The 23,031-nt window shown below is 70.4% G+C and carries 26 protein-coding genes; 13 read left to right on the forward strand and 13 right to left on the reverse strand.

The genetic code is table 11. The features are described 5' to 3' along the window. Positions 1-46: 46 nt before the first annotated feature. Both ACIHCX_RS00790 and ACIHCX_RS00795 read right to left on the reverse strand, forming a co-directional pair. A complete protein-coding gene (locus ACIHCX_RS00790; protein WP_365775344.1) occupies positions 47-313 on the reverse strand; it encodes a protealysin inhibitor emfourin in 267 nt (88 codons plus the stop codon). Positions 314-333: 20 nt separating this feature from the next. After that, on the reverse strand, positions 334-1,407 hold the full coding sequence (locus ACIHCX_RS00795; protein ID WP_400025282.1) for a M4 family metallopeptidase: 1,074 nt from the start codon (positions 1,405-1,407) through the stop codon (positions 334-336). 310 nt (positions 1,408-1,717) lie between these two features. Between ACIHCX_RS00795 and leuA the strand changes: the two genes are divergently transcribed. The 4 genes from leuA to ACIHCX_RS00815 all read left to right on the forward strand — a co-directional run bounded on the left by leuA (position 1,718) and on the right by ACIHCX_RS00815 (position 5,739). Next, complete coding sequence (gene leuA, locus ACIHCX_RS00800) at positions 1,718-3,439, forward strand: 2-isopropylmalate synthase (protein WP_400025284.1); 1,722 nt, start codon at positions 1,718-1,720, stop codon at positions 3,437-3,439. A gap of 195 nt (positions 3,440-3,634) precedes the next feature. Next, entirely contained in the window at positions 3,635-4,333 is a 699-nt protein-coding gene (locus tag ACIHCX_RS00805; protein ID WP_400025286.1) for a TerB family tellurite resistance protein, read from the forward strand. A 499-nt stretch (positions 4,334-4,832) separates the two neighbouring features. Beyond that, a complete protein-coding gene (locus ACIHCX_RS00810) occupies positions 4,833-5,159 on the forward strand; it encodes a helix-turn-helix domain-containing protein (protein ID WP_400025288.1) in 327 nt (108 codons plus the stop codon). An 82-nt stretch (positions 5,160-5,241) separates the two neighbouring features. Next, on the forward strand, positions 5,242-5,739 hold the full coding sequence (locus tag ACIHCX_RS00815; RefSeq protein ID WP_400025289.1) for a protein phosphatase: 498 nt from the start codon (positions 5,242-5,244) through the stop codon (positions 5,737-5,739). Here ACIHCX_RS00815 and ACIHCX_RS00820 read toward each other — a convergent pair. Both ACIHCX_RS00820 and ACIHCX_RS00825 read right to left on the reverse strand, forming a co-directional pair. Beyond that, positions 5,714-5,911, reverse strand: a complete 198-nt coding sequence (locus ACIHCX_RS00820) for a DUF397 domain-containing protein (RefSeq protein WP_400025291.1) — start codon at positions 5,909-5,911, stop codon at positions 5,714-5,716. The two genes, ACIHCX_RS00815 and ACIHCX_RS00820, sit on opposite strands and share 26 nt — an antisense overlap. After that, the gene (locus ACIHCX_RS00825) at positions 5,893-6,726 is read right to left on the reverse strand and encodes a helix-turn-helix domain-containing protein (RefSeq protein ID WP_400025292.1); all 834 of its coding nucleotides are present in this window, start codon (positions 6,724-6,726) and stop codon (positions 5,893-5,895) included. Before ACIHCX_RS00825 ends, ACIHCX_RS00820 begins: the two co-directional genes overlap by 19 nt. A gap of 108 nt (positions 6,727-6,834) precedes the next feature. On the opposite strand from ACIHCX_RS00825, the gene ACIHCX_RS00830 reads away from it, so the two are divergent. Next, complete coding sequence (locus ACIHCX_RS00830) at positions 6,835-7,797, forward strand: FAD-dependent oxidoreductase (protein ID WP_400025294.1); 963 nt, start codon at positions 6,835-6,837, stop codon at positions 7,795-7,797. On the opposite strand, the gene ACIHCX_RS00835 is transcribed toward ACIHCX_RS00830, so the two are convergent. Next, positions 7,787-9,004 (reverse strand): GNAT family N-acetyltransferase, encoded by a 1,218-nt coding sequence (locus tag ACIHCX_RS00835; protein WP_400025296.1) that lies wholly within the window; start codon positions 9,002-9,004, stop codon positions 7,787-7,789. The two genes, ACIHCX_RS00830 and ACIHCX_RS00835, sit on opposite strands and share 11 nt — an antisense overlap. Positions 9,005-9,201: 197 nt before the next feature. On the opposite strand from ACIHCX_RS00835, the gene ACIHCX_RS00840 reads away from it, so the two are divergent. Both ACIHCX_RS00840 and ACIHCX_RS00845 read left to right on the forward strand, forming a co-directional pair. After that, entirely contained in the window at positions 9,202-9,417 is a 216-nt protein-coding gene (locus ACIHCX_RS00840; RefSeq protein ID WP_400025298.1) for a hypothetical protein, read from the forward strand. Continuing rightward, complete coding sequence (locus tag ACIHCX_RS00845) at positions 9,414-9,638, forward strand: hypothetical protein (RefSeq protein ID WP_400026618.1); 225 nt, start codon at positions 9,414-9,416, stop codon at positions 9,636-9,638. The genes ACIHCX_RS00840 and ACIHCX_RS00845 overlap by 4 nt, the downstream gene beginning before the upstream one ends. Before the next feature lie 9 nt (positions 9,639-9,647). Here the strand turns inward: ACIHCX_RS00845 and bla are convergent, their stop codons facing one another. Beyond that, positions 9,648-10,523 carry a class A beta-lactamase gene (gene bla / locus ACIHCX_RS00850; RefSeq protein WP_400026558.1) on the reverse strand — a complete coding sequence of 292 codons (876 nt, stop codon included), beginning with the start codon at positions 10,521-10,523 and terminating at the stop codon, positions 9,648-9,650. Between the two features lie 182 nt (positions 10,524-10,705). Here bla and recO point away from each other — a divergent pair, with 182 nt between their 5' ends. From recO to ACIHCX_RS00865, 3 genes are all read left to right on the forward strand, one after another. Further along, positions 10,706-11,452 carry a DNA repair protein RecO gene (recO, locus tag ACIHCX_RS00855; protein WP_400025300.1) on the forward strand — a complete coding sequence of 249 codons (747 nt, stop codon included), beginning with the start codon at positions 10,706-10,708 and terminating at the stop codon, positions 11,450-11,452. 32 nt (positions 11,453-11,484) lie between these two features. Next, positions 11,485-12,318 carry an isoprenyl transferase gene (locus tag ACIHCX_RS00860; RefSeq protein WP_400025302.1) on the forward strand — a complete coding sequence of 278 codons (834 nt, stop codon included), beginning with the start codon at positions 11,485-11,487 and terminating at the stop codon, positions 12,316-12,318. Positions 12,319-12,390: 72 nt separating this feature from the next. After that, the gene (locus ACIHCX_RS00865; protein WP_400025304.1) at positions 12,391-12,930 is read left to right on the forward strand and encodes a YcxB family protein; all 540 of its coding nucleotides are present in this window, start codon (positions 12,391-12,393) and stop codon (positions 12,928-12,930) included. A gap of 6 nt (positions 12,931-12,936) precedes the next feature. Here ACIHCX_RS00865 and ACIHCX_RS00870 read toward each other — a convergent pair whose 3' ends face one another. From ACIHCX_RS00870 to ACIHCX_RS00885, 4 genes are read right to left on the reverse strand one after another with little or no spacing between them, the layout of a single operon-like run. After that, complete coding sequence (locus tag ACIHCX_RS00870; RefSeq protein WP_400025306.1) at positions 12,937-13,353, reverse strand: Fur family transcriptional regulator; 417 nt, start codon at positions 13,351-13,353, stop codon at positions 12,937-12,939. 59 nt (positions 13,354-13,412) lie between these two features. After that, positions 13,413-14,315, reverse strand: coding sequence for a metal ABC transporter permease (locus tag ACIHCX_RS00875; protein WP_400025307.1), 903 nt, complete (start codon positions 14,313-14,315; stop codon positions 13,413-13,415). Continuing rightward, the gene (locus ACIHCX_RS00880; protein ID WP_400025309.1) at positions 14,315-15,097 is read right to left on the reverse strand and encodes a metal ABC transporter ATP-binding protein; all 783 of its coding nucleotides are present in this window, start codon (positions 15,095-15,097) and stop codon (positions 14,315-14,317) included. The genes ACIHCX_RS00875 and ACIHCX_RS00880 overlap by 1 nt, the downstream gene beginning before the upstream one ends. A gap of 17 nt (positions 15,098-15,114) precedes the next feature. Next, positions 15,115-16,077, reverse strand: a complete 963-nt coding sequence (locus ACIHCX_RS00885; RefSeq protein ID WP_400025311.1) for a metal ABC transporter substrate-binding protein — start codon at positions 16,075-16,077, stop codon at positions 15,115-15,117. 173 nt (positions 16,078-16,250) lie between these two features. Between ACIHCX_RS00885 and ACIHCX_RS00890 the strand changes: the two genes are divergently transcribed. After that, positions 16,251-17,633 carry a glycine--tRNA ligase gene (locus ACIHCX_RS00890; protein ID WP_400025313.1) on the forward strand — a complete coding sequence of 461 codons (1,383 nt, stop codon included), beginning with the start codon at positions 16,251-16,253 and terminating at the stop codon, positions 17,631-17,633. A 106-nt stretch (positions 17,634-17,739) separates the two neighbouring features. On the opposite strand, the gene ACIHCX_RS00895 is transcribed toward ACIHCX_RS00890, so the two are convergent. After that, positions 17,740-18,792: a chitinase gene (locus tag ACIHCX_RS00895; RefSeq protein ID WP_400025314.1), complete on the reverse strand. Its 1,053-nt coding sequence runs from the start codon at positions 18,790-18,792 to the stop codon at positions 17,740-17,742. A 233-nt stretch (positions 18,793-19,025) separates the two neighbouring features. Here ACIHCX_RS00895 and ACIHCX_RS00900 point away from each other — a divergent pair, with 233 nt between their 5' ends. Together ACIHCX_RS00900 and ACIHCX_RS00905 are read left to right on the forward strand one after the other, a co-directional pair. Then, positions 19,026-20,042: an aldo/keto reductase gene (locus tag ACIHCX_RS00900; protein WP_400025316.1), complete on the forward strand. Its 1,017-nt coding sequence runs from the start codon at positions 19,026-19,028 to the stop codon at positions 20,040-20,042. Positions 20,043-20,068: 26 nt separating this feature from the next. Then, complete coding sequence (locus ACIHCX_RS00905; RefSeq protein ID WP_400025318.1) at positions 20,069-20,659, forward strand: TetR/AcrR family transcriptional regulator; 591 nt, start codon at positions 20,069-20,071, stop codon at positions 20,657-20,659. A 19-nt stretch (positions 20,660-20,678) separates the two neighbouring features. Here the strand turns inward: ACIHCX_RS00905 and ACIHCX_RS00910 are convergent, their stop codons facing one another. After that, the gene (locus ACIHCX_RS00910; RefSeq protein ID WP_400025320.1) at positions 20,679-21,098 is read right to left on the reverse strand and encodes a hypothetical protein; all 420 of its coding nucleotides are present in this window, start codon (positions 21,096-21,098) and stop codon (positions 20,679-20,681) included. A gap of 377 nt (positions 21,099-21,475) precedes the next feature. Continuing rightward, on the reverse strand, positions 21,476-22,921 hold the full coding sequence (locus ACIHCX_RS00915) for an MFS transporter (RefSeq protein ID WP_400025322.1): 1,446 nt from the start codon (positions 22,919-22,921) through the stop codon (positions 21,476-21,478). Positions 22,922-23,031 lie beyond the last annotated feature (110 nt).

Below are 23,031 nucleotides of genomic sequence, written 5' to 3' on the forward strand. Positions count from 1 at the left end.
CTTACTGTCGGTAACGGAAGTCAACGCCCGGGCGGGAAAAAGGGCCTCACGCGCCCTCCTTGAGCACGCGGGAGATGAGCTCGCGCTGCTCCCCGGTCAGCCGGGGATCGGCCGCGTACACCGTCCGGCCGTCCACGGTGATCTCGTAGCTGAAGCCGTCGGGCACCCCGGCCGGCGGGGCGGCCCTGCCGGCGGCCAGCGCCCGCTCGGCGAGCTCCCGCCACTGCGGGGCGTCGGGCCGCCCCGAGACGTCCACCTCGGCGCGGCGCTCGATGCCCGCGAACCCTCCCGTGCGCCTCACTCGAATCCGCATGGTCCGTGTCTAGTACGGAACTACAGCGTCCGCACCCCCACCTGCTCCCAGGCCTTCTGTACGGCCTCGAATTCGCCGCCGTCCGCGCCGTACCGCTCCCGCGCGGCCCGCACGGTGAGCGTGGCGAAGTCCGCGAACTGCGCGTCCGCGTGCAACGCGCCGCCCGTCAGCACGTCGTACCAGAGCTGCCCCGCCTTCTCCCAGGCGTGGCCGCCGAGCGTCGTGGCGACCAGGTAGAAGGCGTGGTTGGGGATGCCGGAGTTGATGTGGACGCCGCCGTTGTCGCTGCCGGTGTGGACGTACTGGTCCATGGTGGCCGGCTGCGGGTCCTTGCCGAGCACGTCGTCGTCGTACGCCGTGCCGGGGGCCTTCATGGAGCGCAGCGCGGTGCCGTGGACGCCCGGGGCGAGCAGTCCGGCCCCGATCAGCCAGTCGGCCTCGGTGGCGGTCTGGCCGAGCGTGTACTGCTTGATCAGCGAGCCGAAGACGTCGGAGACCGACTCGTTGAGTGCGCCGGACTGCCCGAAGTAGGCCAGGTTGGCGGAGTGCTGGGTGACGCCGTGGGTCAACTCGTGGCCGATGACGTCCACCGGGATGGTGAAGTCCAGGAAGACCTCACCGTCCCCGTCGCCGAACACCATCTGCTCGCCGTTCCAGAAGGCGTTGTTGTACTTCTCGTCGTAGTGGACGGTCGCGTCCAGCGGCAGGCCGGCGCCGTCGATCGAGTCGCGCCGGTAGGCCGTGAGGTACAGCTCGAAGGTGGCGCCGAGGCCGGCGTAGGCGCGGTTGACCGTGGCGTCCTGGCCTGGCTCCTCGCCCTCGCCGCGGACCTTGCCGCCGGGCAGGTCGGTGCCGTGCCGGGCGTCGTAGACGGTGCGGTGCGGCTGCCCGTCCCGACTGCCCGCGGGCGCGGCGACGGCGGGTGCGCCGATGACGGTGGTCAGCCGCCGCCGGGTGCGCTCGAAGGCGTCGCGTTCCAGGGTCCGGCGGGCGGGTCGGGCGAGCGCGGGGTCCTCGTTGCGTGCGAGGCGGTCGAGGACGTGCGGCGGCACGATGGTGCAGAAGACGGGCTCGAAGCCCCCGGTGGTCGTCATACCCGGCACCCTTGCACTGTGTGGTCGCACTGTCACCACCCGCAACCATGGCGGCGGGAATGTGTCGCGTGACATCGCGCACTTTTTGTCCCGTTTGTCCCTTCGATTTCGCATACTGGGACGGGACCGCGCACCCGGCGCGGCTCGGCTAGGCTGCACAGCATCATGCGTTTCGGGCTGCTTCTCCTTAGCTGCCGCGGCGAGGGCCTGTAGTCGAGGCCGACCCCCTCCCCGCGGAGTTCGGCGTTGCGCCGTCGGCCGTTCTCCGGCACCCGCGGACCCGCGGACTTTTCGAGGAGCCCACGCAACCATGGCCAACCGCCAGCAGCCCAGTTCCATGCCGACCCACAAGTACGGCCGCTACGAGCAGGTCGACATCCCCGACCGCACCTGGCCCGACCGCCGGATCACCGTCGCCCCCCGCTGGCTCTCCACCGACCTGCGCGACGGCAACCAGGCCCTGATCGACCCGATGTCGCCCGAGCGCAAGCGCCGGATGTTCGACCAGCTCGTCGCGATGGGCTACAAGGAGATCGAGGTCGGCTTCCCGGCCTCCGGCCAGACCGACTTCGACTTCGTGCGCTCGATCATCGAGGAGGAGGGCGCGATCCCCGAGGACGTCACGATCTCCGTACTGACCCAGGCCCGTGAGGACCTGATCGAGCGGACCGTGGAGTCCCTGAAGGGCGCCCGGCGCGCCACCGTCCACCTCTACAACGCCACCGCCCCGGTCTTCCGCCGGGTCGTCTTCCGCGGCTCCCGGGACGAGATCAAGCAGATCGCCGTCGACGGCACCCGCCTGGTGGTGGAGTACGCCGAGAAACTGCTGGGCCCCGAGACGGAGTTCGGCTACCAGTACAGCCCGGAGATCTTCACCGACACCGAGCTGGACTTCGCGCTGGAGGTCTGCGAGGCGGTCATGGACGTGTACCAGCCGGGCCCGGGCCGCGAGATCATCCTCAACCTGCCCGCCACGGTGGAGCGTTCGACGCCGTCCACGCACGCGGACCGCTTCGAGTGGATGCACCGCAACCTGTCCCGCCGCGAGTACGTCTGCCTGTCCGTCCACCCGCACAACGACCGCGGTACGGCCGTCGCCGCCGCCGAGCTGGCGCTGATGGCCGGCGCCGACCGCGTCGAGGGCTGCCTGTTCGGGCAGGGCGAGCGCACCGGCAACGTCGACCTGGTCACCCTGGGCATGAACATGTTCTCGCAGGGCGTCGACCCGCAGATCGACTTCTCCGACATCGACGAGATCCGCCGTACGTGGGAGTACTGCAACCAGATGGAGGTCCACCCGCGCCACCCGTACGTGGGCGACCTGGTCTACACGTCCTTCTCCGGCTCCCACCAGGACGCCATCAAGAAGGGCTTCGACGCCATGGAGGCCGACGCGAAGGCCAACGGCGTCACGGTCGACGACATCGAGTGGGCGGTGCCGTACCTGCCCATCGACCCCAAGGACGTCGGCCGTTCCTACGAGGCCGTCATCCGCGTCAACTCGCAGTCCGGCAAGGGCGGTGTCGCCTACGTCCTGAAGAACGACCACAAGCTGGACCTGCCGCGCCGGATGCAGATCGAGTTCTCGAAGATCATCCAGGCGAAGACGGACGCCGAGGGCGGCGAGGTCACGCCGAAGGAGATCTGGGCGGCCTTCCAGGACGAGTACCTGCCGAACCCGCAGAACCCCTGGGGCCGCATCCAGGTCAGGACCGGCCAGTCGACGACGGACACCGACGGCGTCGACACCCTCACGGTCGAGGCCACCGTCGACGGCGAGGACACCGTCCTCACCGGCTCCGGCAACGGTCCGATCTCGGCCTTCTTCGACGCCCTGCACTCCATCGGCGTCGACGTACGCCTGCTGGACTACCAGGAGCACACGATGAGCGAGGGCGCCTCCGCCCAGGCCGCCTCGTACATCGAATGCGCGATCGACGACAAGGTTCTGTGGGGGATCGGTATCGACGCGAACACGACACGTGCGTCGCTGAAGGCGGTCGTCTCGGCCGTCAACCGCGCGGCGCGCTGACCGCTCTGACCGGCGCTTTCGGGGCCCCGGCCGCCTGCTGAGGCGGTCGGGGCCCCGTCGTGTGCCCGGTGAGTATCGGCCAGTCTCCGGTACAGGTCACGGAAAGGTCTCCTCCGGGGTGCTGACTACACCTCGACAATGTGGCTAACATCACGCCAGTGCGGCGATGTTGCCGTGCGGTTACGGAGGTGGGACGTGCTGCCAGTACGGGGACGAAACGGCCGTGTCACCAGGCTTGCCCGGCTGCTGGGCACCCGCACCGCGTGGACGCCGGTCGGCGACGGCGCGTTCTTCTGCCCCGACTGCGGCGGGGACCGCAACTACCAGCGCCTGACGGGGCGCCGGCGCTTCACCGTCCTCGGCGTACCGGTGCTGCCGCGCGGCACGACCGGGCCGGTCGTCGAGTGCGCCGCGTGCGCCGGCCACTTCGGCACGGACGTCCTGGACCACCCGACGACCACCCGCTTCTCCGCGATGCTCCGCGACGCCGTGCATACCGTCGCCCTGGCGGTGCTCTCCGCGGGCGGAACCGGCTCCCGTACGGCCCTGGAGACCGCCGCGGTCACGGTCCGCGCGGCCGGCCTGGCCGACTGCACCGAGGAGCAGCTGGCCGCCCTGGTCGAGGCGCTGGCCGCGGACACCGGACGCGCGTACGGCGACCAGCCGTGCGGCGCGGGCCTGGCCATAGAGCTGCACGAGGCACTCGACCCGCTCGCCCCGCACCTGGCCCCCGCGGGCCGGGAGTCGATCCTCCTCCAGGCCGCCCGCATCGCCCTGGCCGACGGCCCCTACACCCCCGCCGAACACGACACCCTCGGCACCGTCGGCGCGGCCCTGACCATCCACACGGACGAGGTGACCCGCCTCCTGACGGAGGCCCGCACACCGTCGTGACACGTCAGGGCCGGGATCGTCGGACAGACGCATCCGGTCCACGCCGCAGCGCCAGCGCCAGCGCCAGCGCCAGCGCCCGCGCCCGCCTGACAACGGACCCCGATGCCCCGCCATCCCCCCCCCCGCCCCGCGATATCCCCCCGTTCGAGTGAAGATCTCGCAGGTGCGTCCACATCACGGACCGACGTGAAGTTTAGTTGCTGCTAAACTCGTGGAAAGGGTCAAGGTGTGGAAGAACACTGGGACATCTACCTGACGGCCGAGGTGGATCAGTGGTTGCACGATCTGGAGAAGATCGACTCCGAGACGTACGTGCTCGTGAACCAGGCCATCTGGGTTCTTGCCTGCCATGGTCCCGCCGAGGGCCGTCCACTGGTCGACCGAATCAAAGGATCGGTCCTGCACAATCTCAAGGAATTGCGTCCTGGTTCGACTGGGCGAAGTGAGGTGCGGGTTCTTATACGGAATACCTGGCTGATCGGAAGAAGGAGTCGGGGAAGTGAGCGGATACACCGCGTGGTCGGCCACCGGCGGGCACCGCGAGCGGGCGGAGGAACTGGCAGGCGGTCGAGATGAGTTTCTTCGAGGAGCCCAGAACCTGCTGGCTGAAGCGCGGGCTTGGCGGCTGGTCGAGATGCGCCAGGAACGTGGGTACACCCAGGCGCAGGTGGCCGAGCGCATGGGCGTGACCAAGGGTCGCGTCTCGCAGATCGAGAGCGGTCAGGTTTCCGGAACGGACGTCGTGGCCCGTTACATCGAGGCGCTGGGAGGCAGCCTCGTGATGGTCGCGGTTTTCGCCGACGGAGAGCTGCGCAAGGTGGGTTGAATTGATTCGAGACCGCGCATCCGGATCCGGCTTGTACAGTCGCCGTGCCGCGACGGACAAGTCGGAAGGGGATGCGGGACCCGTGGACGGGGAGCATGAGCAGTGCGCCGGACGTGAGGAGCCGTGGGACGAGCGGGCCGCGGGTGTGCTGCGGTTGCCGTCCGGCCGGCTGGTACGCGGGAGAGGGCTGAGACGAGCCCTCGATCCGGGCGCGCCACTCCCGTCGTACGGCGTCTACCTCCTCGGCAAGCAGCCCCCGGACGTCCCCTGGGAGTCCCGCTGGCTGCGCTGGCCCGACTTCCGGCTCCCGGCCGATCGCGCCGCCGCCCGCGCGGTCCTCGCCGAGGCGTGGCGTCGAGCCGCGACAGAGCGCGTCGACGTCGCCTGCGCGGGCGGCCGCGGCCGTACCGGTACGGCGCTGGCGTGCCTCGCGGTCCTCGACGGTGTACCGGCGGGGGAGGCCGTGGCGTATGTGCGCGCCCACTACGACCGGCACGCCGTGGAGACCCCGTGGCAGAAGCGGTACGTACGGAACTTCCCGCCGATGCGGGGTGTCAGCTCCGACGGAGGCCGTCGATGAAGTCGGCCCAGGCGCAGGCCCCCACCACCAGCACGGCACCGCCGGGCACCTTGCTGTCCCGGACGGGGACGACGCCGGGGACACCGTCGGCGACCTCGACGCAGTTGCCGCCGTTGCCGTCGCTGTAGCTGCTCTTGCGCCAGCGGGCGTTGCTCAGGTCGTACTCGCGCATCGTCTGAAGTCCTCCGCCGCCGATTCGATCAGGGCCAGGGACGCCTGTGGCGACAGTGCGGCGGCCCTGATCTGATCGTATGCCGCCCGGGCACGCTTGACCACGGCCGGATCGTCCAGGAGGTTCCCCGAATACACCGCTTCTGTATAGGCCGTTGGCGGAGCGTCGTCGAATTCCATGAGGCGCAGGTCTCCGGTCATGACGGGGTATGCTCCCGCCGCATACGGCAGTGCCTGCACCACTACCGTCCGCTCCCGTGCCAGTCGCGTGATGTGCTCCAACTGCTCCGCCATGGCCGCAGGTCCGCCGACCGGGATGCGCAGCACGTTCTCGTGCAGGACCACCCAGTACAAGGGGCGTGTGGCGTCCTTGAGGATGCGGGCGCGCTCCATGCGGCCGGACACCTTCTCCTCGATGTACTCGTCCACCGCGAACGGGTTCATCGCCACGGTGACAGCCCATGCGTACGCCCTCGTCTGCAGTAGCCCTGGCACCAGAGCGGGGGCGAATTCGTGGATCTCTGTCGCCAGCTTCTCCAGCTCCGCCGCCCTCGCGAAATACTCCGCGTACCGCGGATCATCGATCAGCTTCCTGCACAACCGCTCGAAAATACCGTCGGTTTGCAGTACCTCGTCGATCCGCTGGGCCACGTCCAACTGCGGTTTTCTGATCGCCTGCTCGAACTGGCCGATATAGCCGCCGGAGACGAAGACCCGCGCCCCCAGTTCCACCTGCGTCAGCTCGGCGTTCTCCCTGCGTCGCTTCAGTTCCGCGCCGAAGAACTCCCAGGCCGCCTGACGTGAACCGTTGGCCATCACCGACTCCCTTGTGCTGCCCCGCCCTCGCAGGGCCCGAAAGTCTTCCGAGTGTAGGTGCGGAGGGTTACCTTGGAGATGCGAAGCGTGAAAGAAGGAGGGTGAGCATTGCCCGCCGACGTAGTGGTGATCGGCGCCGGAGTCTCGGGGCTCACCACGGCCGTGTGCCTGGCGGAGTCCGGCATGGACGTACGCGTGGACACCGACCGGGCCCCCGGTGAGACGACCTCGGCGGCCGCGGGTGCGATGTGGGACCCGTATCTGGTCGAGCCCGCTCATCGGGTCGAGGCCTGGAGCCGGGTGACCCTGTCGGTGCTGAAGGCGCTCAGCGCCGACGCGGACACCGGGGTCCGGGTGCTGGACGGCACCCACGAGTCCACGGTCCCCTGCCCCATGCCGGCGTGGGGCAGCCTGGTCGAGGCGAGCGTCTGCGCGCCCGGCGAACTGCGCCCGGGTTTCGTGACCGGGTGGCGCTACCGTGCTCCCGTGGTCGACATGCCCCGGTATCTGCACTACCTCGCCCGTCGCTTCGAGCGGGCGGGCGGTCACCTCCGGCGGCACCGTTACGGGACGCTCGAAGAAGCGCTGGGCGAGGCGCCGGTCGTCGTCAACTGCTCAGGTGTGGGAGCCCGTTCGCTCGCGGCGGACCCGGCGGTCGAGGCGGTGCGCGGCCAACTGGTGGTGGTGGAGAATCCGGGGCTCCGGTCGTTCTTCGCCGACGACACCCCGGGCGCGGAGGAACTGATCTACATCTACCCCCACTCCGATGCCGTGGTCCTGGGCGGAACAGCCGGGTCCGGGAACTGGGACCTGCGCCCCGACGCGGCCGCGGCACGCGAGATCGTACGACGCTGCGTCGCGGTCGAGCCGTCCCTCGCGGGCGCCCGGATCCTGGGGCACCGGGTCGGGCTGCGGCCCGTGCGGTCGGAGGTCCGGCTCGCGGAGGAAGCACGCGAGGGCACGCTGCTCGTGCACAACTACGGTCATGGTGGAGCGGGAGTGACCCTGTCGTGGGGATGCGCCCGCGAGGTCGCCGAGCGGATCGGCAGAGCAGGGGAACTCACCTTCTGATCTGCCACTGACGGCGCTCCGTGATGCCCTTCTCCGCACCTCTGCGCGCCAGGTACAGCCAGGTCCTGGCCGCCAGCGTGACGGTCAGGCCGGCGGTCCACGGCCAACTGGTGGTCTTCGTCGAGACCAGTACCGCACCGACCGTCGGGGAGAGGGCGGTGAGCACCAGCAGGGCCCTCTCGGTCCGACTCCGCCGGAACCTGTGGGCGATGGAGAACTCGGAGTGCTCGTACCAGGCGATCGCGGCGCTGAGCACGGCCGCCAGGACCAGGGTCGTCCAGGGATCGCTGCTGACTTGGGCGTAGGTGACGGGCAGCGAGATCAGGAACGGCAGTACCCCGCCGTACTCCGACAGTACGTTCCCCCATTTCATGATCCTGCCGAACGAGTTCGAACGGATCCGGGCCAACTCGCCGGAGGCGCTCGCGTACACGATCAGGGAGAGCGTGGTGCTGAAGGTCGCCCCGATGAGCAGCAGCCGGACGTCGTCGGGAAACCGCTCCGACGAGAAGGCGAAGCCCAGGAGGAAGGTCACGGCGGCGAGCACGGAACCCGAGAAGGCGATGCCCGAGGCGGCCTCCCCGGACTGGAGGGTCGCCGGGTCGTCCTGCTCGAACCGGGCGATCTCGAAAGCGGGTTCACCGGACAGGGAGACCAGGGCGGTCACGGCGTGGTCGGGCGGAGCCAGGGACTCCACGAGCTGCTCCCGGGCGCTCACCTGGACGAGGTGACGTGCGTCCGGATCGATGTACTCCACCCGGAACTTGTACTGGTAGTGGACGACGAGCGGATCGTCGGCGCCGCCGGTGCGCATGACCCGGGTGCCGATGAAACCGCACGCCAGCAAGAGGCCCGTCACCGGCGACTGCTCGGTGCTCGCCAGGGCGGAGACCAGGGGCGGTTCGCCCGAGCGCCGCGGAACCCCTTGCACCGTCTCGGTCAGGAGCCGCGAGGCCATGCCCTGGCGGCGCATATCGTCCCGGACCGCTATCACCGACAGGCGCACATGTCCCGGTGACGGCATCTCCACGGCTATGCAGCCCACCAACTCCTCGGCGGACTCGGCCACTCGGACCAGACTGCGTTCGAGTGCCTCGGCGAGGAGCGCCCGCGACGGTATGGACGCGGTCGCGCACGTACCGGTCAACAGGGTCCGGATCCGGGGCAGATCGGCTGGGCGCGCCAGACGGGTAGACCATGCAGCCATGTCCATGGGGTCCGTTCAGCCGGTCGGAGTGTGGGGGGATCCTACAGATCGCGACTGGCTGTGCGTTCTCGAACTCCCTGAGGTGCGGCAGCCCCTTGTGCTACCTCGCTCTTGTAGGGCTCGAAACTCTTCCGAGTGCGGGCGCGGAGCGTCACCGTTGAGATGCGAAGCGTGAACGACGGAAGGGGAAGTACACAGTGGCAGCACGGAACCCGGTTCACTCGGCGGCCTGCGTGCAGGAGGCGGAGGACATCCTCGCGGAGTTGCGGACCGTACTCGAAAAGGCGGGAGTCGCCCTCCCCTCGCTGCGGCTCGACCCCGCCGGGCTCGCGCGTGAGGCTCCCTGTCCGCTCGTCGAGCTGGGGCGCTGCTCGGTGGAGACGGCCGCCCGGCTCGCCGCGGTGCTGCGGTGAGTGCGGTCCGGCCGCCGGTCGGCTCGTACGTCACGGACACCGGCACCGGCCGGGTCGGTGTGGTCATGGGCCACGAGGGGCCGTACGTACAGCTGCGCCCCCTGGGCGGCGGGAGGGAGTGGGACTGCCCGCCGGAGCGGGTGCGCGCCGCGACCCCGGCCGAGCGGCTCAGCGCCGCGACGGCGTACGCGAACGCCCGCAGTCGCGGCGAGGTGCCCTGACCGCCGTGCCTATCCCAGGGCCCGAGCCACCGCGGCGGCGGCCCGCGCCACGAGGGCGTCGTCGTACGGGGCGTCCTGGGCAGGCTTGGTCGACAGGACGGCCAGGACCACGGGGGAGCCGGACTCGGTCCACGCGACGCCGACGTCGTTGGCGGTGCCGTGGGAACCGGAGCCCGTCTTGTCCGCGACCGTCCAGGCCGGTGGCAGGCCCTCGCGGAAGCGCTTCGCGCTGGTGGTGTTGTTCAGCAGCCAGTGCGTCAGCAGTCGGCGGTCGCGACGGTTCAGCGCGTCCCCGAGGACGAGACGGGCGTAGGTGCGGCCGATCGCGCGCGGGCTCGTGGTGTCCGTGCGCCGCCAGGGCTCGGCGGTGTTGAGGTCCGGCTCCCAGCGGTCCAGGCGCGTCACCGGGTCGCCGAGCGAACGGGCGAAACGGGTGATGGCCGTCGGGCCGCCGAGCTCGCGCAGGAGCAGGTTGCCGGCGGTGTTGTCGCTGTAGCGGATGGCGACGTCGGCGAGTTCGGCGATGGTCATGCCCGTGGCCAGGTGCGCGCGCGTCTGCTCGGAGCCCTCCGACACCAGGTCGGCCTCGGTGTAGTGGATGCGGCGCGAGAGGACCTCGCCGTGGCGGTCCAGGTCCCGCAGGACCGCTGCCGCCGCCAGGGTCTTGAACACCGAGCACATCGGGAAGCGTTCGTCGGCGCGGTACCGGACGGTCCGGCCGGTGGCGGGGTGGTGGGCGAAGACGCCCAGCCGCGCGCCGTGGCTCTGTTCCAGGGCGCGCAGCCGCGCGGTGGTGTCGTCGGCCTCCGGCAGGGCGTACGCGGGCGTGGCCGTGGTGACGGCCGCCGTCGCCGCGGCGAGAGCGGAGACGGCGGTGGTGGTCAGGACGGCACGTCGGGTCGGGGCGGCCTTCTTCGGGGCTCGGATGGCACTCTCCTTCGGTCGGTCCGGTCCGGGCGGAACGCTCTCCACAGTGACGGGCCGGAGCCCGTCGCGGTTGCGCCACGCCGGAAGCCGGGCCGGAGGTGCGGTCTCACCCACGGCGCACGTGGGCGAGAATGGACGCCATGAGCCTGTTCCGCGACGACGGCATCGTGCTGCGCACCCAGAAGCTGGGTGAGGCGGACCGGATCATCACGCTGCTCACCCGCGGCCACGGGCGGGTACGCGCCGTGGCGCGAGGCGTGCGGCGGACCAAGTCCAAGTTCGGGGCCAGGCTGGAGCCGTTCTCGCACGTGGACGTGCAGTTCTTCGCGCGGGGGAGCGAGCTGGTCGGGCGCGGGCTGCCGCTGTGCACGCAGAGCGAGACCATCGCCCCCTACGGCGGCGGGATCGTGACCGACTACGCCCGCTACACCGCCGGGACGGCCATGCTGGAGACCGCCGAGCGGTTCACCGACCACGAGGGCGAGCCGGCCGTCCAGCAGTACCTGCTGCTCGTGGGCGGCCTGCGCACCCTCGCCCGGGGCGAGCACGCCCCGCACCTCGTGCTCGACGCCTTCCTGCTGCGCTCGCTGGCCGTCAACGGCTACGCGCCCAGCTTCGGCGACTGCGCCCGGTGCGGGATGCCCGGCCCGAACCGCTTCTTCTCGGTGGCCTCCGGCGGCTCCGTCTGCGCCGACTGCCGGGTGCCCGGCAGTGTCGTACCCTCGCCGCAGACGCTGGAACTGCTCGGCGCGCTGCTCACGGGGGACTGGGAGACGGCCGACGCCTGCGAGCCGCGGCATGTCAGGGAGGGCAGCGGACTGGTGTCCGCCTATCTCCACTGGCACCTGGAGCGCGGGCTGCGCTCACTCCGGTACGTGGAACAGTAGTACGCACAAAGACCTAGGGAGACGAGAAGCACATGGTCGTACGCGGGATCCTTGGGCGTCGGCGCCGCGAGTACACGGCGCCCGAACCGCATCCGTCCGGTGCCCGCGCGCCGAAGCTCCCCGGCGAGCTGGTCCCCGAGCACGTGGCGATCGTCATGGACGGGAACGGACGCTGGGCCAAGGAGCGCGGGCTGCCCCGCACCGAGGGGCACAAGGTCGGCGCCGAGCGGGTGCTGGACGTGTTGCAGGGCGCGATCGAGATCGGCGTCGAGAACATCTCCCTGTACGCCTTCTCCACCGAGAACTGGAAGCGCTCGCCCGAGGAGGTGCGCTTCCTGATGAACTTCAACCGCGACTTCATCCGCAAGAGCCGCGACCAGCTCGACGGGCTGGGCATCCGGGTGCGCTGGGTGGGCCGTATGCCCAAGCTGTGGAAGTCCGTCGCCCAGGAGCTCCAGGTCGCCCAGGAGCAGACCAAGGACAACGACCTGCTCACGCTGTACTTCTGCATGAACTACGGCGGCCGGGCCGAACTCGCGGACGCGGCCAAGGCGCTCGCGGAGGACGTCAGGGCCGGTCGGCTCGACCCGGCCAAGGTCACCGAGAAGACGATCCAGAAGTACCTGTACTACCCGGACATGCCGGACGTCGACCTGTTCCTGCGCCCGAGCGGTGAGCAGCGCACGTCCAACTACCTGCTCTGGCAGAGCGCGTACGCGGAGATGGTCTTCCAGGACGTCCTGTGGCCCGACTTCGACCGCCGCGACCTGTGGCGGGCCTGCGTCGAGTTCGCCTCCCGCGACCGCCGCTTCGGCGGCGCCATCCCGAACGAGGAGCTGCTGGCCATGGAGGGCAGGCAGGAGTAGTCCCCGGGCCACGCCGCTGTCACCCGCGGTGGTTACGATCACGGCTCGTCACCATGATCCTGGGGAGGGGCCGTGACCGAACAGACGGTGGAGCAGCGCGAGGCCGAGGTCGTGCTGGAGTACGAGTACCGGCAGGACGAGCTGACGGACGCCGTGCGGCTGATGCTGCGCAAGCGCGGCCGGGCCGGCATCCTCTACCGCCCGGTCTTCCTGGTCTGCGTCGGGCTGCTGGGGGCCGCGGTGTTCGCGTTGGGCGTGCTCCAGGACGACGTCGTCTTCTTCGTCTTCGGGGGGATGTTCGTCTTCTGGCCGGTGCTGATGGCCCGGGTGCCCGGGATAACGGCCCGGCAGCTGCTGAGGGCCAACCAGCACCACGGCGTGATGCGCGTGACCGTGGGCGAGCAGGGGGTGCGGACGGTGAGCACCCATGCCGACATACGCCTGGGATGGGCCAACTACGGCAGCTATGCCGAGACCGACCGCTGCTTTGTGCTCCGCAGCCCCGACCGCATCGGGGCCTGCGCCGCGGTGCTGGTCAAGCGGGGCGCGCACACCCCTGAGGACGTGGACAGGCTGCGGGCCCTGCTGGACCGCAGCCTGTCCCGGGTCTGAGTCCGCTCAGCCCTGCGCCGCCGCGCACTCCGCGCAGGTGCCGAAGATCTCCACCGTGTGGGCGACGTTGACGTAGCCGTGCTCCGCGGCGACCGCCTCCGCCCACTTCTCCACCAACGGACCCTCGACCTCGACCGCCTTGCCGCAGATGCGGCACACGAGGTGGTGGTGGTGTTCGCCGGTGGAGCAGCGGCGGTAGACCGACTCGCCGTCGGAGGTGCGCAGGACGTCGACCTCGCCCGCGTCGGCGAGGGACTGGAGGGTGCGGTAGACCGTCGTCAGGCCCACCGAGTCCCCCTTGTGTTTGAGCATGTCGTGGAGCTCCTGCGCGCTGCGGAACTCGTCGACCTCGTCGAGGGCCGCCGCGACTGCGGCACGCTGCCGGGTGGCGCGGCCCTTCACGGGCGGTCCAGCGGTGGTCACCGGTCGGCCTCCTCACGTCTCGCCTGTGGGCCATTGTGCCAGTTGTGGCCCGCGGACGGTCAGGCGCCGGTTGCGTCACCGGCCGCCCGGGTGGCCGGAATCGCGCACTCGGCGGGGTCCCCGGCGGGCTGCGCCGCGGCGAGTGCCCGCGCGCGTCGCCGGGCCAGCGGCGCGGCCAGCGCGGTGAGCGCGATGAACGCCGCGATGGTGAGCAGCACGATCGTCGCGCCGGGCGGCACGTCCTGGTAGTACGAGGTGACCGTGCCGCCGATCGTCACGCTCACCCCGATGGCGACGGCGATCGCGAAGGTCGCGGCGAAGCTGCGGGTGAGCTGCTGGGCGGCGGCCACCGGGACCACCATCAGCGCGCTGACCAGCAGCAGCCCCACCACGCGCATCGCGACCGTCACCGTCACCGCCGCCGTGACCGCCGTCAGCAGGTTCAGGGCGCGCACCGGCAGCCCGGTCACCCGCGCGAACTCCTCGTCCTGGCTGACCGCGAACAGCTGGCGGCGCAGGCCCAGGGTGACCAGGACGACGAAGGCGGCCAGCAGGCAGATCGCGGTGACGTCGGACTGCGAGACCGTGGAGAGCGAGCCGAACAGGTACGACGTCAGGTTGGCGTTGGAGCCGCCGGGGGCGAGGTTGATGAACATGACGCCGCCCGCCATGCCGCCGTAGAAGAGCATCGCGAGGGCGATGTCGCCGCGGGTGCGGCCGTACCAGCGGATCAGCTCCATCAGGATCGCGCCCAGCACGGAGACGGCCGTCGCCATCCACACCGGGGAGGTGGACAGCAGGAAGCCCAGGCCGACGCCGGTCATGGCCACGTGGCCGATGCCGTCGCCCATCAGGGCCTGGCGGCGCTGGACGAGGTAGATGCCGACGGCGGGGGCGGTGATGCCGACCAGGACGGCGGCGAGCAGGGCCCGCTGCATGAAGGCGTAGTTCAACAGGTCCATCAGCTCAGCAGTCCCGTGCGGATCGGATCGGCGCCCGAGGCGTCGTGCGGGTGTACGTGGTCGTGGCCGGGCAGGGCATGCTGGCCGACGGCCTTCGGGGGCGGGCCGTCGTGCAGGACGCAGCCGTCGCGCAGCACCACCGCCCGGTCGATCAGCGGCTCCAGGGGGCCCAGCTCGTGCAGCACGAGCAGCACCGTCGTACCGGCCGCCACCTGCTCCCTCAGCGTGCCCGCCAGCACCTCCTGGCTGGCCAGGTCGACGCCGGCCATCGGCTCGTCCATGATCAGCAGCTCGGGCGCGGCGGCGAGCGCGCGGGCGATCAGCACGCGCTGGTGCTGACCGCCGGAGAGGGCGTTCACGGAGTCCTTCGCGCGGTCCGCCATGCCGACCAGCTCCAGGGCGTGCCGCACGGCCGCGTGGTCGGCCTTGCGGAAGATCCCGAAGCGGGTGCGGGAGAGCCGGCCCGAGGAGACGATCTCGGTGACCGTCGCCGGGACGCCGCCCGCGGCGGTCGTGCGCTGCGGTACGTAACCGACGCGCGCCCAGTCGCGGAAGCGGCGCCGGGGTGTGCCGAACAGCTCGATCTCGCCGGCGCTCACCGGCACCTGGCCGATGACGCTGCGCACGGCCGTCGACTTGCCGGAGCCGTTGGCACCGAGCAGGGCGACGACCTCGCCGCGGCGCACGGTGAGGTCGATGCCGCGCAGGACGGGGCGCGAGCCCAGGTCGGCGCGCACACCGCGCAGGGATATGACGGACTCGGGCTCGCTCCTGACGTCCATGGCGTCCTCCGTAGGGGTCACTTGGTGCCCAGGGCCGTCTGCAGCGCCTTGAGGTTGGCGTCCATGACCTGGAAGTAGTCGGTGCCGCGGGACCGGTCGGTGATGCCCTCGAGCGGGTCGAGGACGTCCGTCTTCAGGTTCGCGTCCTTGGCGATGGTCTTCGCGGTCTTGTCGCTGACCAGCGTCTCGTAGAAGACCGTGGTGACCCCGTCGGCCTTCGCCATCTTCTCCAGGTCCCTCACCCGGGCGGCGCTGGGCTCGGAGTCCGGGTCGAGGCCGTTGATGGCCTCCTCGGTCAGGCCGTAACGCTCGGCGAGGTAGCCGAAGGCGGCGTGGGTGGTGATGAACACCTTGCTCCCGGTGTTCTTCAGCCCGGTCTCGAACCGGGTGTTGAGCGCGTCGAGCTTCTTGACCAGGGCCTCGGTGTTCTTGCGGTAGTCGGCCGCGTGGTCCGGGTCGCCCTTCTCGAAGGCCTTGCCGACGCCCTCGGCGACCTGCGCGTAGCGCACCGGGTCGAGCCAGATGTGCGGGTCCAGGCCGCCGGCCTCCTCGCCGGGGTGGTCGTCGTGGGCGGCGGCGTGGCCGCCCACCTCGTTGCCGTGCTCCTCCAGCGTGGTCAGGGAGGCCGCGTCGATCTTCGTCCTGATCGAGGACTGGGCGACGGCCTTGTCCACGGAGGGCTGGAGGTTCTTGAGGTAGAGCACCGCGTCGGACCTCTCGAGCCGCGCGGTCTGCTGGGCGCTGATCTCCAGGTCGTGCGGCTCCTGGCCGGGCTCGGTGAGACTGGTGACGTGCACGTGGCTCCCGCCGATCTGCTCGGCGAGGAAGGCCATCGGGTAGAACGACGCGACGACGTCGTACGTGCCGTTGCCCCCTCCTGCGGCCGTGTCGGAGGAGGAACAGGCGGAGAGGGCTCCGAGGCCGAGGGTCGTGGCCGCCAGCGCGGCGGAACCAGATATGAGGCGTCGTCGTACGTTCATGACAGTCATTTTCAACGAAGATGGAAACCGTTGTCAACAAACCTCGTGGGAGACCCGAAAAGGGCCGTTACCCGGCACCGATTTGGTCGAGGGGGAGCCACCGCCGGTACCCTGAAGCATTCGCTCGTGAAGCGTCTCGCTTCGTCGCCCGTCGTCGTAATGAAGAGAGCACCGTGGCCGCCGACAAGATCGACACCATCGTCAGCCTGAGCAAGCGCCGTGGCTTCGTATTCCCCTGCAGTGAGATCTACGGTGGCCAGCGTGCCGCCTGGGATTACGGGCCCCTGGGTGTCGAGCTCAAGGAGAACCTCAAGCGTCAGTGGTGGCGCTACATGGTGACGTCCCGCGAGGACGTGGTCGGCATCGACTCGTCCGTGATCCTGGCGCCCGAGGTCTGGGTCGCCTCCGGTCACGTCGCCACCTTCACGGACCCGCTGACGGAGTGCACCTCCTGCCACAAGCGGTTCCGCGCCGACCACCTGGAAGAGGCCTACGAGGAGAAGAAGGGCCGCGCCCCGGAGAACGGCCTCGCGGACGTCAACTGCCCCAACTGCGGCAACAAGGGCCAGTTCACCGAGCCCAAGCAGTTCTCGGGCCTGCTCTCCACCCACCTCGGCCCGACCCAGGACTCCGGCTCCGTCGCCTACCTGCGTCCCGAGACCGCCCAGGGCATCTTCACCAACTTCGCCCAGGTGCAGACCACCTCGCGCCGCAAGCCGCCGTTCGGCATCGCCCAGATGGGCAAGTCCTTCCGCAACGAGATCACGCCGGGCAACTTCATCTTCCGCACCCGCGAGTTCGAGCAGATGGAGATGGAGTTCTTCGTCAAGCCGGGCGAGGACGAGAAGTGGCAGGAGTACTGGATGGAGCAGCGCTGGAGCTGGTACACCGGTCTGGGCCTGCGTGAGGAGAACATGCGCTGGTACGACCACCCGAAGGAGAAGCTCTCCCACTACTCCAAGCGCACCGCCGACATCGAGTACCGCTTCCAGTTCGGCGGCAGCGAGTGGGGCGAGCTCGAGGGTGTCGCCAACCGCACCGACTACGACCTCTCCTCCCACGCCAAGGCCTCCGGCCAGGACCTCTCCTACTTCGACCAGGAGGCCGGCGAGCGCTGGACGCCGTACGTCATCGAGCCGGCGGCCGGTGTCGGCCGGGCGATGCTCGCCTTCCTGCTCGACGCCTACGTCGAGGACGAGGCGCCCAACGCCAAGGGCAAGATGGAGAAGCGCACGGTGCTGCGCCTGGACCACCGCCTGGCTCCGGTGAAGGTCGCGGTGCTGCCCCTGTCGCGCAACCCGGAGCTGTCGCCCAAGGCCAAGGGCCTGGCCCAGGCCCTGCGCCAGAACTGGAACATCGAGTTCGACGACGCCGGCGCGATCGGCCGCCGCTACCGCCGCCAGGACGAGATCGGCACGCCGTACTGCGTCACGGTCGACTTCGACACCCTCGAGGACAACGCGGTCACCGTCCGCGAGCGCGACACCATGAAGCAGGAGCGCGTCTCCCTCGACCAGATCGAGGGCTACCTGGCCGGCCGTCTCGTCGGCTGCTGACCCGGTAACCCGGCAGTACCCCAGCGCCGGACGGCCGCCGAGTGTCCCACTCGGCGGCCGTCCGGCGCTCGCCGTTGCTCAACGGCTGTTCCTCAGCGACCGTTGCTCAACGGCCTTGCAGCGCCTTCACGTTGTCGCCGAAGGTCCAGTTCTGCGACCCGTCCCAGTTGATCGACCAGGTCATCAGGCCCTTCAGGCTCGTGCCGTAGTGGCTCCAGGCCTCGGAGACCAGCGCGGGCGCCATGTGGCCGCCGCCCGCGCCGGGCTGGGCGGGCAGGCCCGGGACCTGCTTGTCGTAGGGGACCGTGATCGTCGTGCCCTGCACCACCAGGCCGCTCGCGAGGCAGTCGGTCTGGGCGGTGAAGCCGGCCACGGTGCCCGCCGCGTAGGAGTCGCCGGAGCAGCCGTACATGCTGCCGTTGTAGTACTGCATGTTCAGCCACCACAGGCGGCCGTTGTCGGCGTACTTCTTGACGATCGGCAGGTACGCGCCCCAGATCGAGCCGTAGGTGACGCTGCCGCCGGTGACGTAGGCGGTCTCCGGGGCCATCGTCAGGCCGAAGTTCGACGGCATCTGCGCGAGGATCCCGTCGATGATCCGGATCAGGTTGGCCTGGGACGGGGACAGCTCGTTGATGTTCCCGCTGCCGGTCAGGCCCGTCTCGATGTCGATGTCGATGCCGTCGAAGTTGTACTCCTTCAGGAGCGGGACGATCGTCGCGACGAACCGGTCCGCCACGGCCGACGAGCTGAGGTCGATACCGGCCGTCGCGCCGCCGATGGACAGCAGGATCGTCTGCCCGGACGCCTTGGCCGCACACATCTCCGCGGGCGTCGCCACCTTCACGCCCGCGTCCATGCCGTCCTCCCACAGGGCCGTCCCGTCGGAGCGGATGACCGGGAAGGCCGCGTTGATCACGTTGTAGCCGTGTGCGGCGATGCGCGAGTCGGTGATCGGTGTCCAGCCGAAGGGCGGATGGACACCGTTGGCGGAGCCGTCCCAGTTCTCCCAGTAGCCCTGGAGGACCTTGCCGGTGGGCCTGGACTTGACAGCGCAGGTGTCGGCGGCCGAGGCAGTGGGGGCCAGGGCGACGGAGAGCTGGGTGAGACAGGCGGTGGCCAGAGCGGCGGCGAGCAGACGCAGTCTGCGGCGGATCATGCGGAGCCTCCCGGTGGGGGTGCGGTGAGGTGTCGTAGGCATGACAGTGCTCGTGGTCCAGACCTCTCGTCAATAGGTCTGGACCAAATCGACCGGCGGCTGCGTCGGTGGAGGGCAGGTGGAGCGGCGGGTGACAGATGACAACTGACAGATATTGAAATCTGTCAGTTGTCATGCGAAGCTCTGTGCGGGTACCCGTACACCCCGCCCTCCGAGCCACCCAAGGAGCCCCCATGGACACCCACCGCCTCGGAACCACCGGACCCCAGGTCTCCGCCCTCGGCCTCGGCTGCATGGGCATGTCCGCGCTGTACGGCGAGGCGGACCGGACCGAGTCCGTCGCCACCGTGCACGCCGCCCTCGAAGCGGGCGTGACCCTGCTCGACACCGGCGACTTCTACGCCATGGGCCACAACGAGATGCTGGTCGGCGAGGCCCTGCGCACCGCCCCCGCGGCCCGCCGCGAACAGGCCCTGCTCAGCGTGAAGTTCGGCGCCCTGCGCGACCCGGACGGCAACTGGGCCGGCTACGACGGCCGTCCGGCCGCCGTGAAGAACTTCGCCGCCTACTCCCTCCAGCGCCTCGGCGTCGACCACATCGACGTCTACCGGATCGCCCGGGTCGACCCGGACGTGCCGATCGAGGAGACGGTCGGCGCCATCGCGGAACTCGTCGAGAAGGGACACGTCCGGCACATCGGCCTCAGCGAGGTCGGCGCCGACACGATCCGCCGGGCCGCCGCCACCGCGCCGATCTCGGACCTCCAGATCGAGTACTCGCTCGTCTCCCGCGGCGTCGAGGACCGGATCCTGCCCACCACCCGCGAACTCGGCATCGCCGTCACGGCCTACGGCGTGCTCTCGCGCGGTCTGATCTCCGGGCACTTCGCCCGTGACCGCAAGCTCGCCGCGCACGACTTCCGGGCCCATTCGCCCCGCTTCCAGGGCGAGAACCTCCAGCACAACCTGGACCTCGTCGAGGCCCTGCGCAAGGTCGCCGAGGGCAAGGGCGTCACGGTCGCGCAGGCCGCCATCGCCTGGGTGCTCTCCCAGGGCCCGCGGCACGACACGGTCATCGTCCCGCTGATCGGGGCCCGCACCCGGGAGCGGCTGGCGGAGGCGCTGGGCGCGACCGCCGTCACGCTGGAGGAGGCCGACCTCACGGCCATCGAGGAGGCCGTCCCGGCGGACGCGGCAGCCGGCGCGCGCTACCCCGAGGCGCAGATGGCCCACCTGGACAGCGAACACTGACCAGGGCGCCGGGTACGGTCTAGGGCATGCACCCCACCACCGAGACCCTGACCGCCGAGCGCATCCTCGAGGCGACCGAGGAGGTGCTGCGCCGCCACGGGCCGGCCAAGGCCACCGTGGTGGACGTGGCCCGCGCGCTCGGTGTCAGCCACGGCAGTGTCTACCGGCACTTCCGTACGAAGGCGGCGCTGCGCGAGGCGGTGACCAAGCGGTGGCTGGACCGCACGTCCGAGGCGCTGGCCGGCATCGCCGCCGAGCAGCGGGCCCCGGAGGCCCGGCTGCGCGACTGGCTGCGGGGGCTGTTCGAGGCCAAGCGCCGCAAGGCGGGCGACGACCCCGAACTGTTCGCCACGTACTCGGTGCTCACCGGGGAGAACGGGGTGGCGGTCGCCGAGCACATCGACGACCTGACCGGCCAGTTGACCCGGATCGTCCGGGACGGCGTCGCGGCCGGTGTCTTCACGGCCGCCGACCCGGCCGTCGCGGCCCGGGCCCTGTTTCATGCCACCGGCCGCTTCCACGATCCGGGTCATGCCCGGGAGTGGAAGCGGCCGGCGATCGAGGAGGAGTTCGAGGCGGTGCTCGAACTGGTGCTGGGCGGGCTACGAGCCCGTTAGCACCGTGTCACCTCCCGGGTCAGGTCACGTTCACGGTGACCGTCTCGGAGCGCGTGTCTCCGTGCACCACGCGCAGCTGCTGCTTGCCCTTGGCCGCGAGCTTGGTGGACACCGTGTAGGTGTCGCCCTTCTTGACCTCGGTGGTCGTGCGCAGCGCGGTCCACTTGCCGTTCTCCATGCGCTCGACGGTCAGCTTGGTGCCGGTCGCCAGGTTCGCGGTGCGCCCGGTGAGCGTGATGCTCTCACCGGCCCGGACCGCGTCGTGGCTGGACCTGGCCGTGATCGACGCGGCCCTGGTCGGCATCGTGGTGTGCATGCGGGTCTGCTTCGGGCTCGGGCTGGTCGCGGCGAAGGCGGCGGCCGATCCGGCCGACACCAGAGCGGCGGACAGGACGCCCGCGGCGACACCACGGGCACAGTGGCGGAGGGTGAGATGCATGGTGGCCTCCCGTTGAATGGTTCCCCCCTGCGTCGCGCCGGGCCCTCAGGGCTCGGCGCGCTTCTCCAGATTTGCCGCTGAGCGCTCGCGCGGCGACTCGGGAGGAGTAACGCGGGGCTGGGAGCGGGCGGTGCTTTGATGAGAAGCCGCAGCTCAGCGGCCATGATCGCGCTTACCTCTTTCTTACCAAGCGGACCGGAGGCGACCCGCTCCGCAGCGATCGTCACGGCCTGGAAACGCCCGCACACGTCACGTGAGCACTTCCGTGGCCTTCTCGGCGCGGGCCGCCGGACCCCTTTCCGCAGGTCAGGGGGCTTAGGTAGGTCAGGAGGCCCAGCAGGTCAGACGTCTCAGACGTCTCAGACGTCTCAGGCGCCTCAGGCGCCGATGTCCGCCGCCTCCCGCACCTCCTGCTCCTGGAGCCGTTCGGCCGTGCGCCGGGCGGTCCCCCTGGCCCACCGGCCGCTGGTGACCGCGCCCAGTGCCAGCACCACGGCGCCGCACACCACCAGCACCCACCATCCGGCCCGGGCCGCCGGGACGAACGCGTCCCGGTAGGGCGAGGAGCCGATCCCGGCGGCCAGCAGCGCGCCGACCACCGCGACCCCGAGGGTCTGCCCGAGCTGGCGGCTGGTGGAGGCGACGGCCGCGGCGACGCCGGCCTGGGCGCGCGGCATGCCGGAGACGGCCGTGTTGGTGATGGGCGCGTTGACGAAGCCGAAGCCGATGCCGAACAGGACGTACCCGATGACGAGGGTCAGGTCGGAGGTCTCGGCCTCGAAGGCCGCGAACAGCACCGCGCCCGCGGTCATCGTGATCCCCGCGATCAGCAGGGGCAGACGCGGCCCCCGGCTGCCGACCAGGCGCCCGGACAGCGGTGCGCACAGGAAGGTCGGCGCCGCCAGCGGCAGCATCCACAGGCCCGCGTGCAGCGCGTCCAGGCCGCGCACGTTCTGCAGGTACAGCGTGGACAGGAACAGGAAGCCGCCGAGGGCCGCGAACGCGCTGATCGCGATGACGGTGGCCCCACTGAACGGCGCCGAGCGGAAGAAGCGCAGGTCGATGAGGGGTTCGGCGCGGCGCGGCTCGTACCACAGCAGGGCGAGCAGAGCCGCCGCCGCGGCGACGGCGAACGGCACGACGGTGGCGAGGCCGGACTCCGGGGCCTCGATGATCGCGTACGTCAGCGCGCCGAACAGGACGATGACCAGCAGCTGGCCGACGGGGTCGGTCCTGCGGGCCCTGGGCGCCCGCGACCTGGGCACGAAGCGCAGGGTGAGCAGCAGCGCCGCCGCGCAGATCGGCAGGTTGATCCAGAAGATCGAACGCCAGCCGACCGACTCCACCAGCAGCCCGCCCACCAGCGGCCCCGCGGCCATGGACAGGCCGACCACCGCGCCCCACGCCCCGATCGCGCGGGCCCGCTCACGCGGGTCGGTGAAGGTGTTGGTGATGATCGACATGGCGACCGGGTTGAGCATCGAGCCGCCGACCGCCTGCACCATGCGGAAGACGACCAGCAGCTCCAGGTTCGGCGCGAGGGAGCACAGCAGTGAGCCGACGCCGAAGACGACCAGGCCGGCCATGAAGACGCCCTTGCGGCCGATCCGGTCGGCCGTGGAGCCGGCGAGCATCAGCAGCGAGGCCAGCACCAGCGTGTACGCGTCGATGGTCCACTGAAGGCCGGAGGTGCTCGCGTGCAACTCGCGCTGCATCGAGGGCAGGGCGACGTTCAGAACGGTGTTGTCCAGGCTCACGATCAGCAGGCTCATGCAGCAGATCGCGAGAACCAGAAGCCGTCGTCGGGGGCTGAGCTCGGGCATGCGTTCCATGGTACGGGATTTCAATAGTGCGGTTAACTAATGACTATTACATGATCCGTGCCGATTCGCGTACATGATCCGTGCCGATACGGGCCGGCCGATACGCGACA

The sequence above is a fragment of the Streptomyces sp. NPDC052043 genome, from assembly GCF_044548235.1.
GTDB lineage: Bacteria > Actinomycetota > Actinomycetes > Streptomycetales > Streptomycetaceae > Streptomyces.

Excerpts from the sequence above, each read along its gene's own strand:
- ACIHCX_RS00915 (WP_400025322.1), bottom strand. The coding sequence starts at position 22,921 with ATGCCCGAGCTCAGCCCCCGACGACGGCTTCTGGTTCTCGCGATCTGC.
- ACIHCX_RS00910 (WP_400025320.1), bottom strand. The coding sequence starts at position 21,098 with ATGCATCTCACCCTCCGCCACTGTGCCCGTGGTGTCGCCGCGGGCGTC.
- ACIHCX_RS00905 (WP_400025318.1), top strand. The coding sequence starts at position 20,069 with ATGCACCCCACCACCGAGACCCTGACCGCCGAGCGCATCCTCGAGGCG.
- leuA (WP_400025284.1), top strand. The coding sequence starts at position 1,718 with ATGGCCAACCGCCAGCAGCCCAGTTCCATGCCGACCCACAAGTACGGC.
- ACIHCX_RS00885 (WP_400025311.1), bottom strand. The coding sequence starts at position 16,077 with ATGAACGTACGACGACGCCTCATATCTGGTTCCGCCGCGCTGGCGGCC.
- ACIHCX_RS00900 (WP_400025316.1), top strand. The coding sequence starts at position 19,026 with ATGGACACCCACCGCCTCGGAACCACCGGACCCCAGGTCTCCGCCCTC.
- ACIHCX_RS00790 (WP_365775344.1), bottom strand. The coding sequence starts at position 313 with ATGCGGATTCGAGTGAGGCGCACGGGAGGGTTCGCGGGCATCGAGCGC.
- ACIHCX_RS00835 (WP_400025296.1), bottom strand. The coding sequence starts at position 9,004 with ATGGCTGCATGGTCTACCCGTCTGGCGCGCCCAGCCGATCTGCCCCGG.
- ACIHCX_RS00795 (WP_400025282.1), bottom strand. The coding sequence starts at position 1,407 with ATGACGACCACCGGGGGCTTCGAGCCCGTCTTCTGCACCATCGTGCCG.
- recO (WP_400025300.1), top strand. The coding sequence starts at position 10,706 with ATGAGCCTGTTCCGCGACGACGGCATCGTGCTGCGCACCCAGAAGCTG.
- ACIHCX_RS00820 (WP_400025291.1), bottom strand. The coding sequence starts at position 5,911 with ATGCGCGAGTACGACCTGAGCAACGCCCGCTGGCGCAAGAGCAGCTAC.
- ACIHCX_RS00875 (WP_400025307.1), bottom strand. The coding sequence starts at position 14,315 with ATGGACCTGTTGAACTACGCCTTCATGCAGCGGGCCCTGCTCGCCGCC.
- ACIHCX_RS00860 (WP_400025302.1), top strand. The coding sequence starts at position 11,485 with ATGGTCGTACGCGGGATCCTTGGGCGTCGGCGCCGCGAGTACACGGCG.
- ACIHCX_RS00880 (WP_400025309.1), bottom strand. The coding sequence starts at position 15,097 with ATGGACGTCAGGAGCGAGCCCGAGTCCGTCATATCCCTGCGCGGTGTG.
- ACIHCX_RS00825 (WP_400025292.1), bottom strand. The coding sequence starts at position 6,726 with ATGGCCAACGGTTCACGTCAGGCGGCCTGGGAGTTCTTCGGCGCGGAA.
- ACIHCX_RS00895 (WP_400025314.1), bottom strand. The coding sequence starts at position 18,792 with ATGATCCGCCGCAGACTGCGTCTGCTCGCCGCCGCTCTGGCCACCGCC.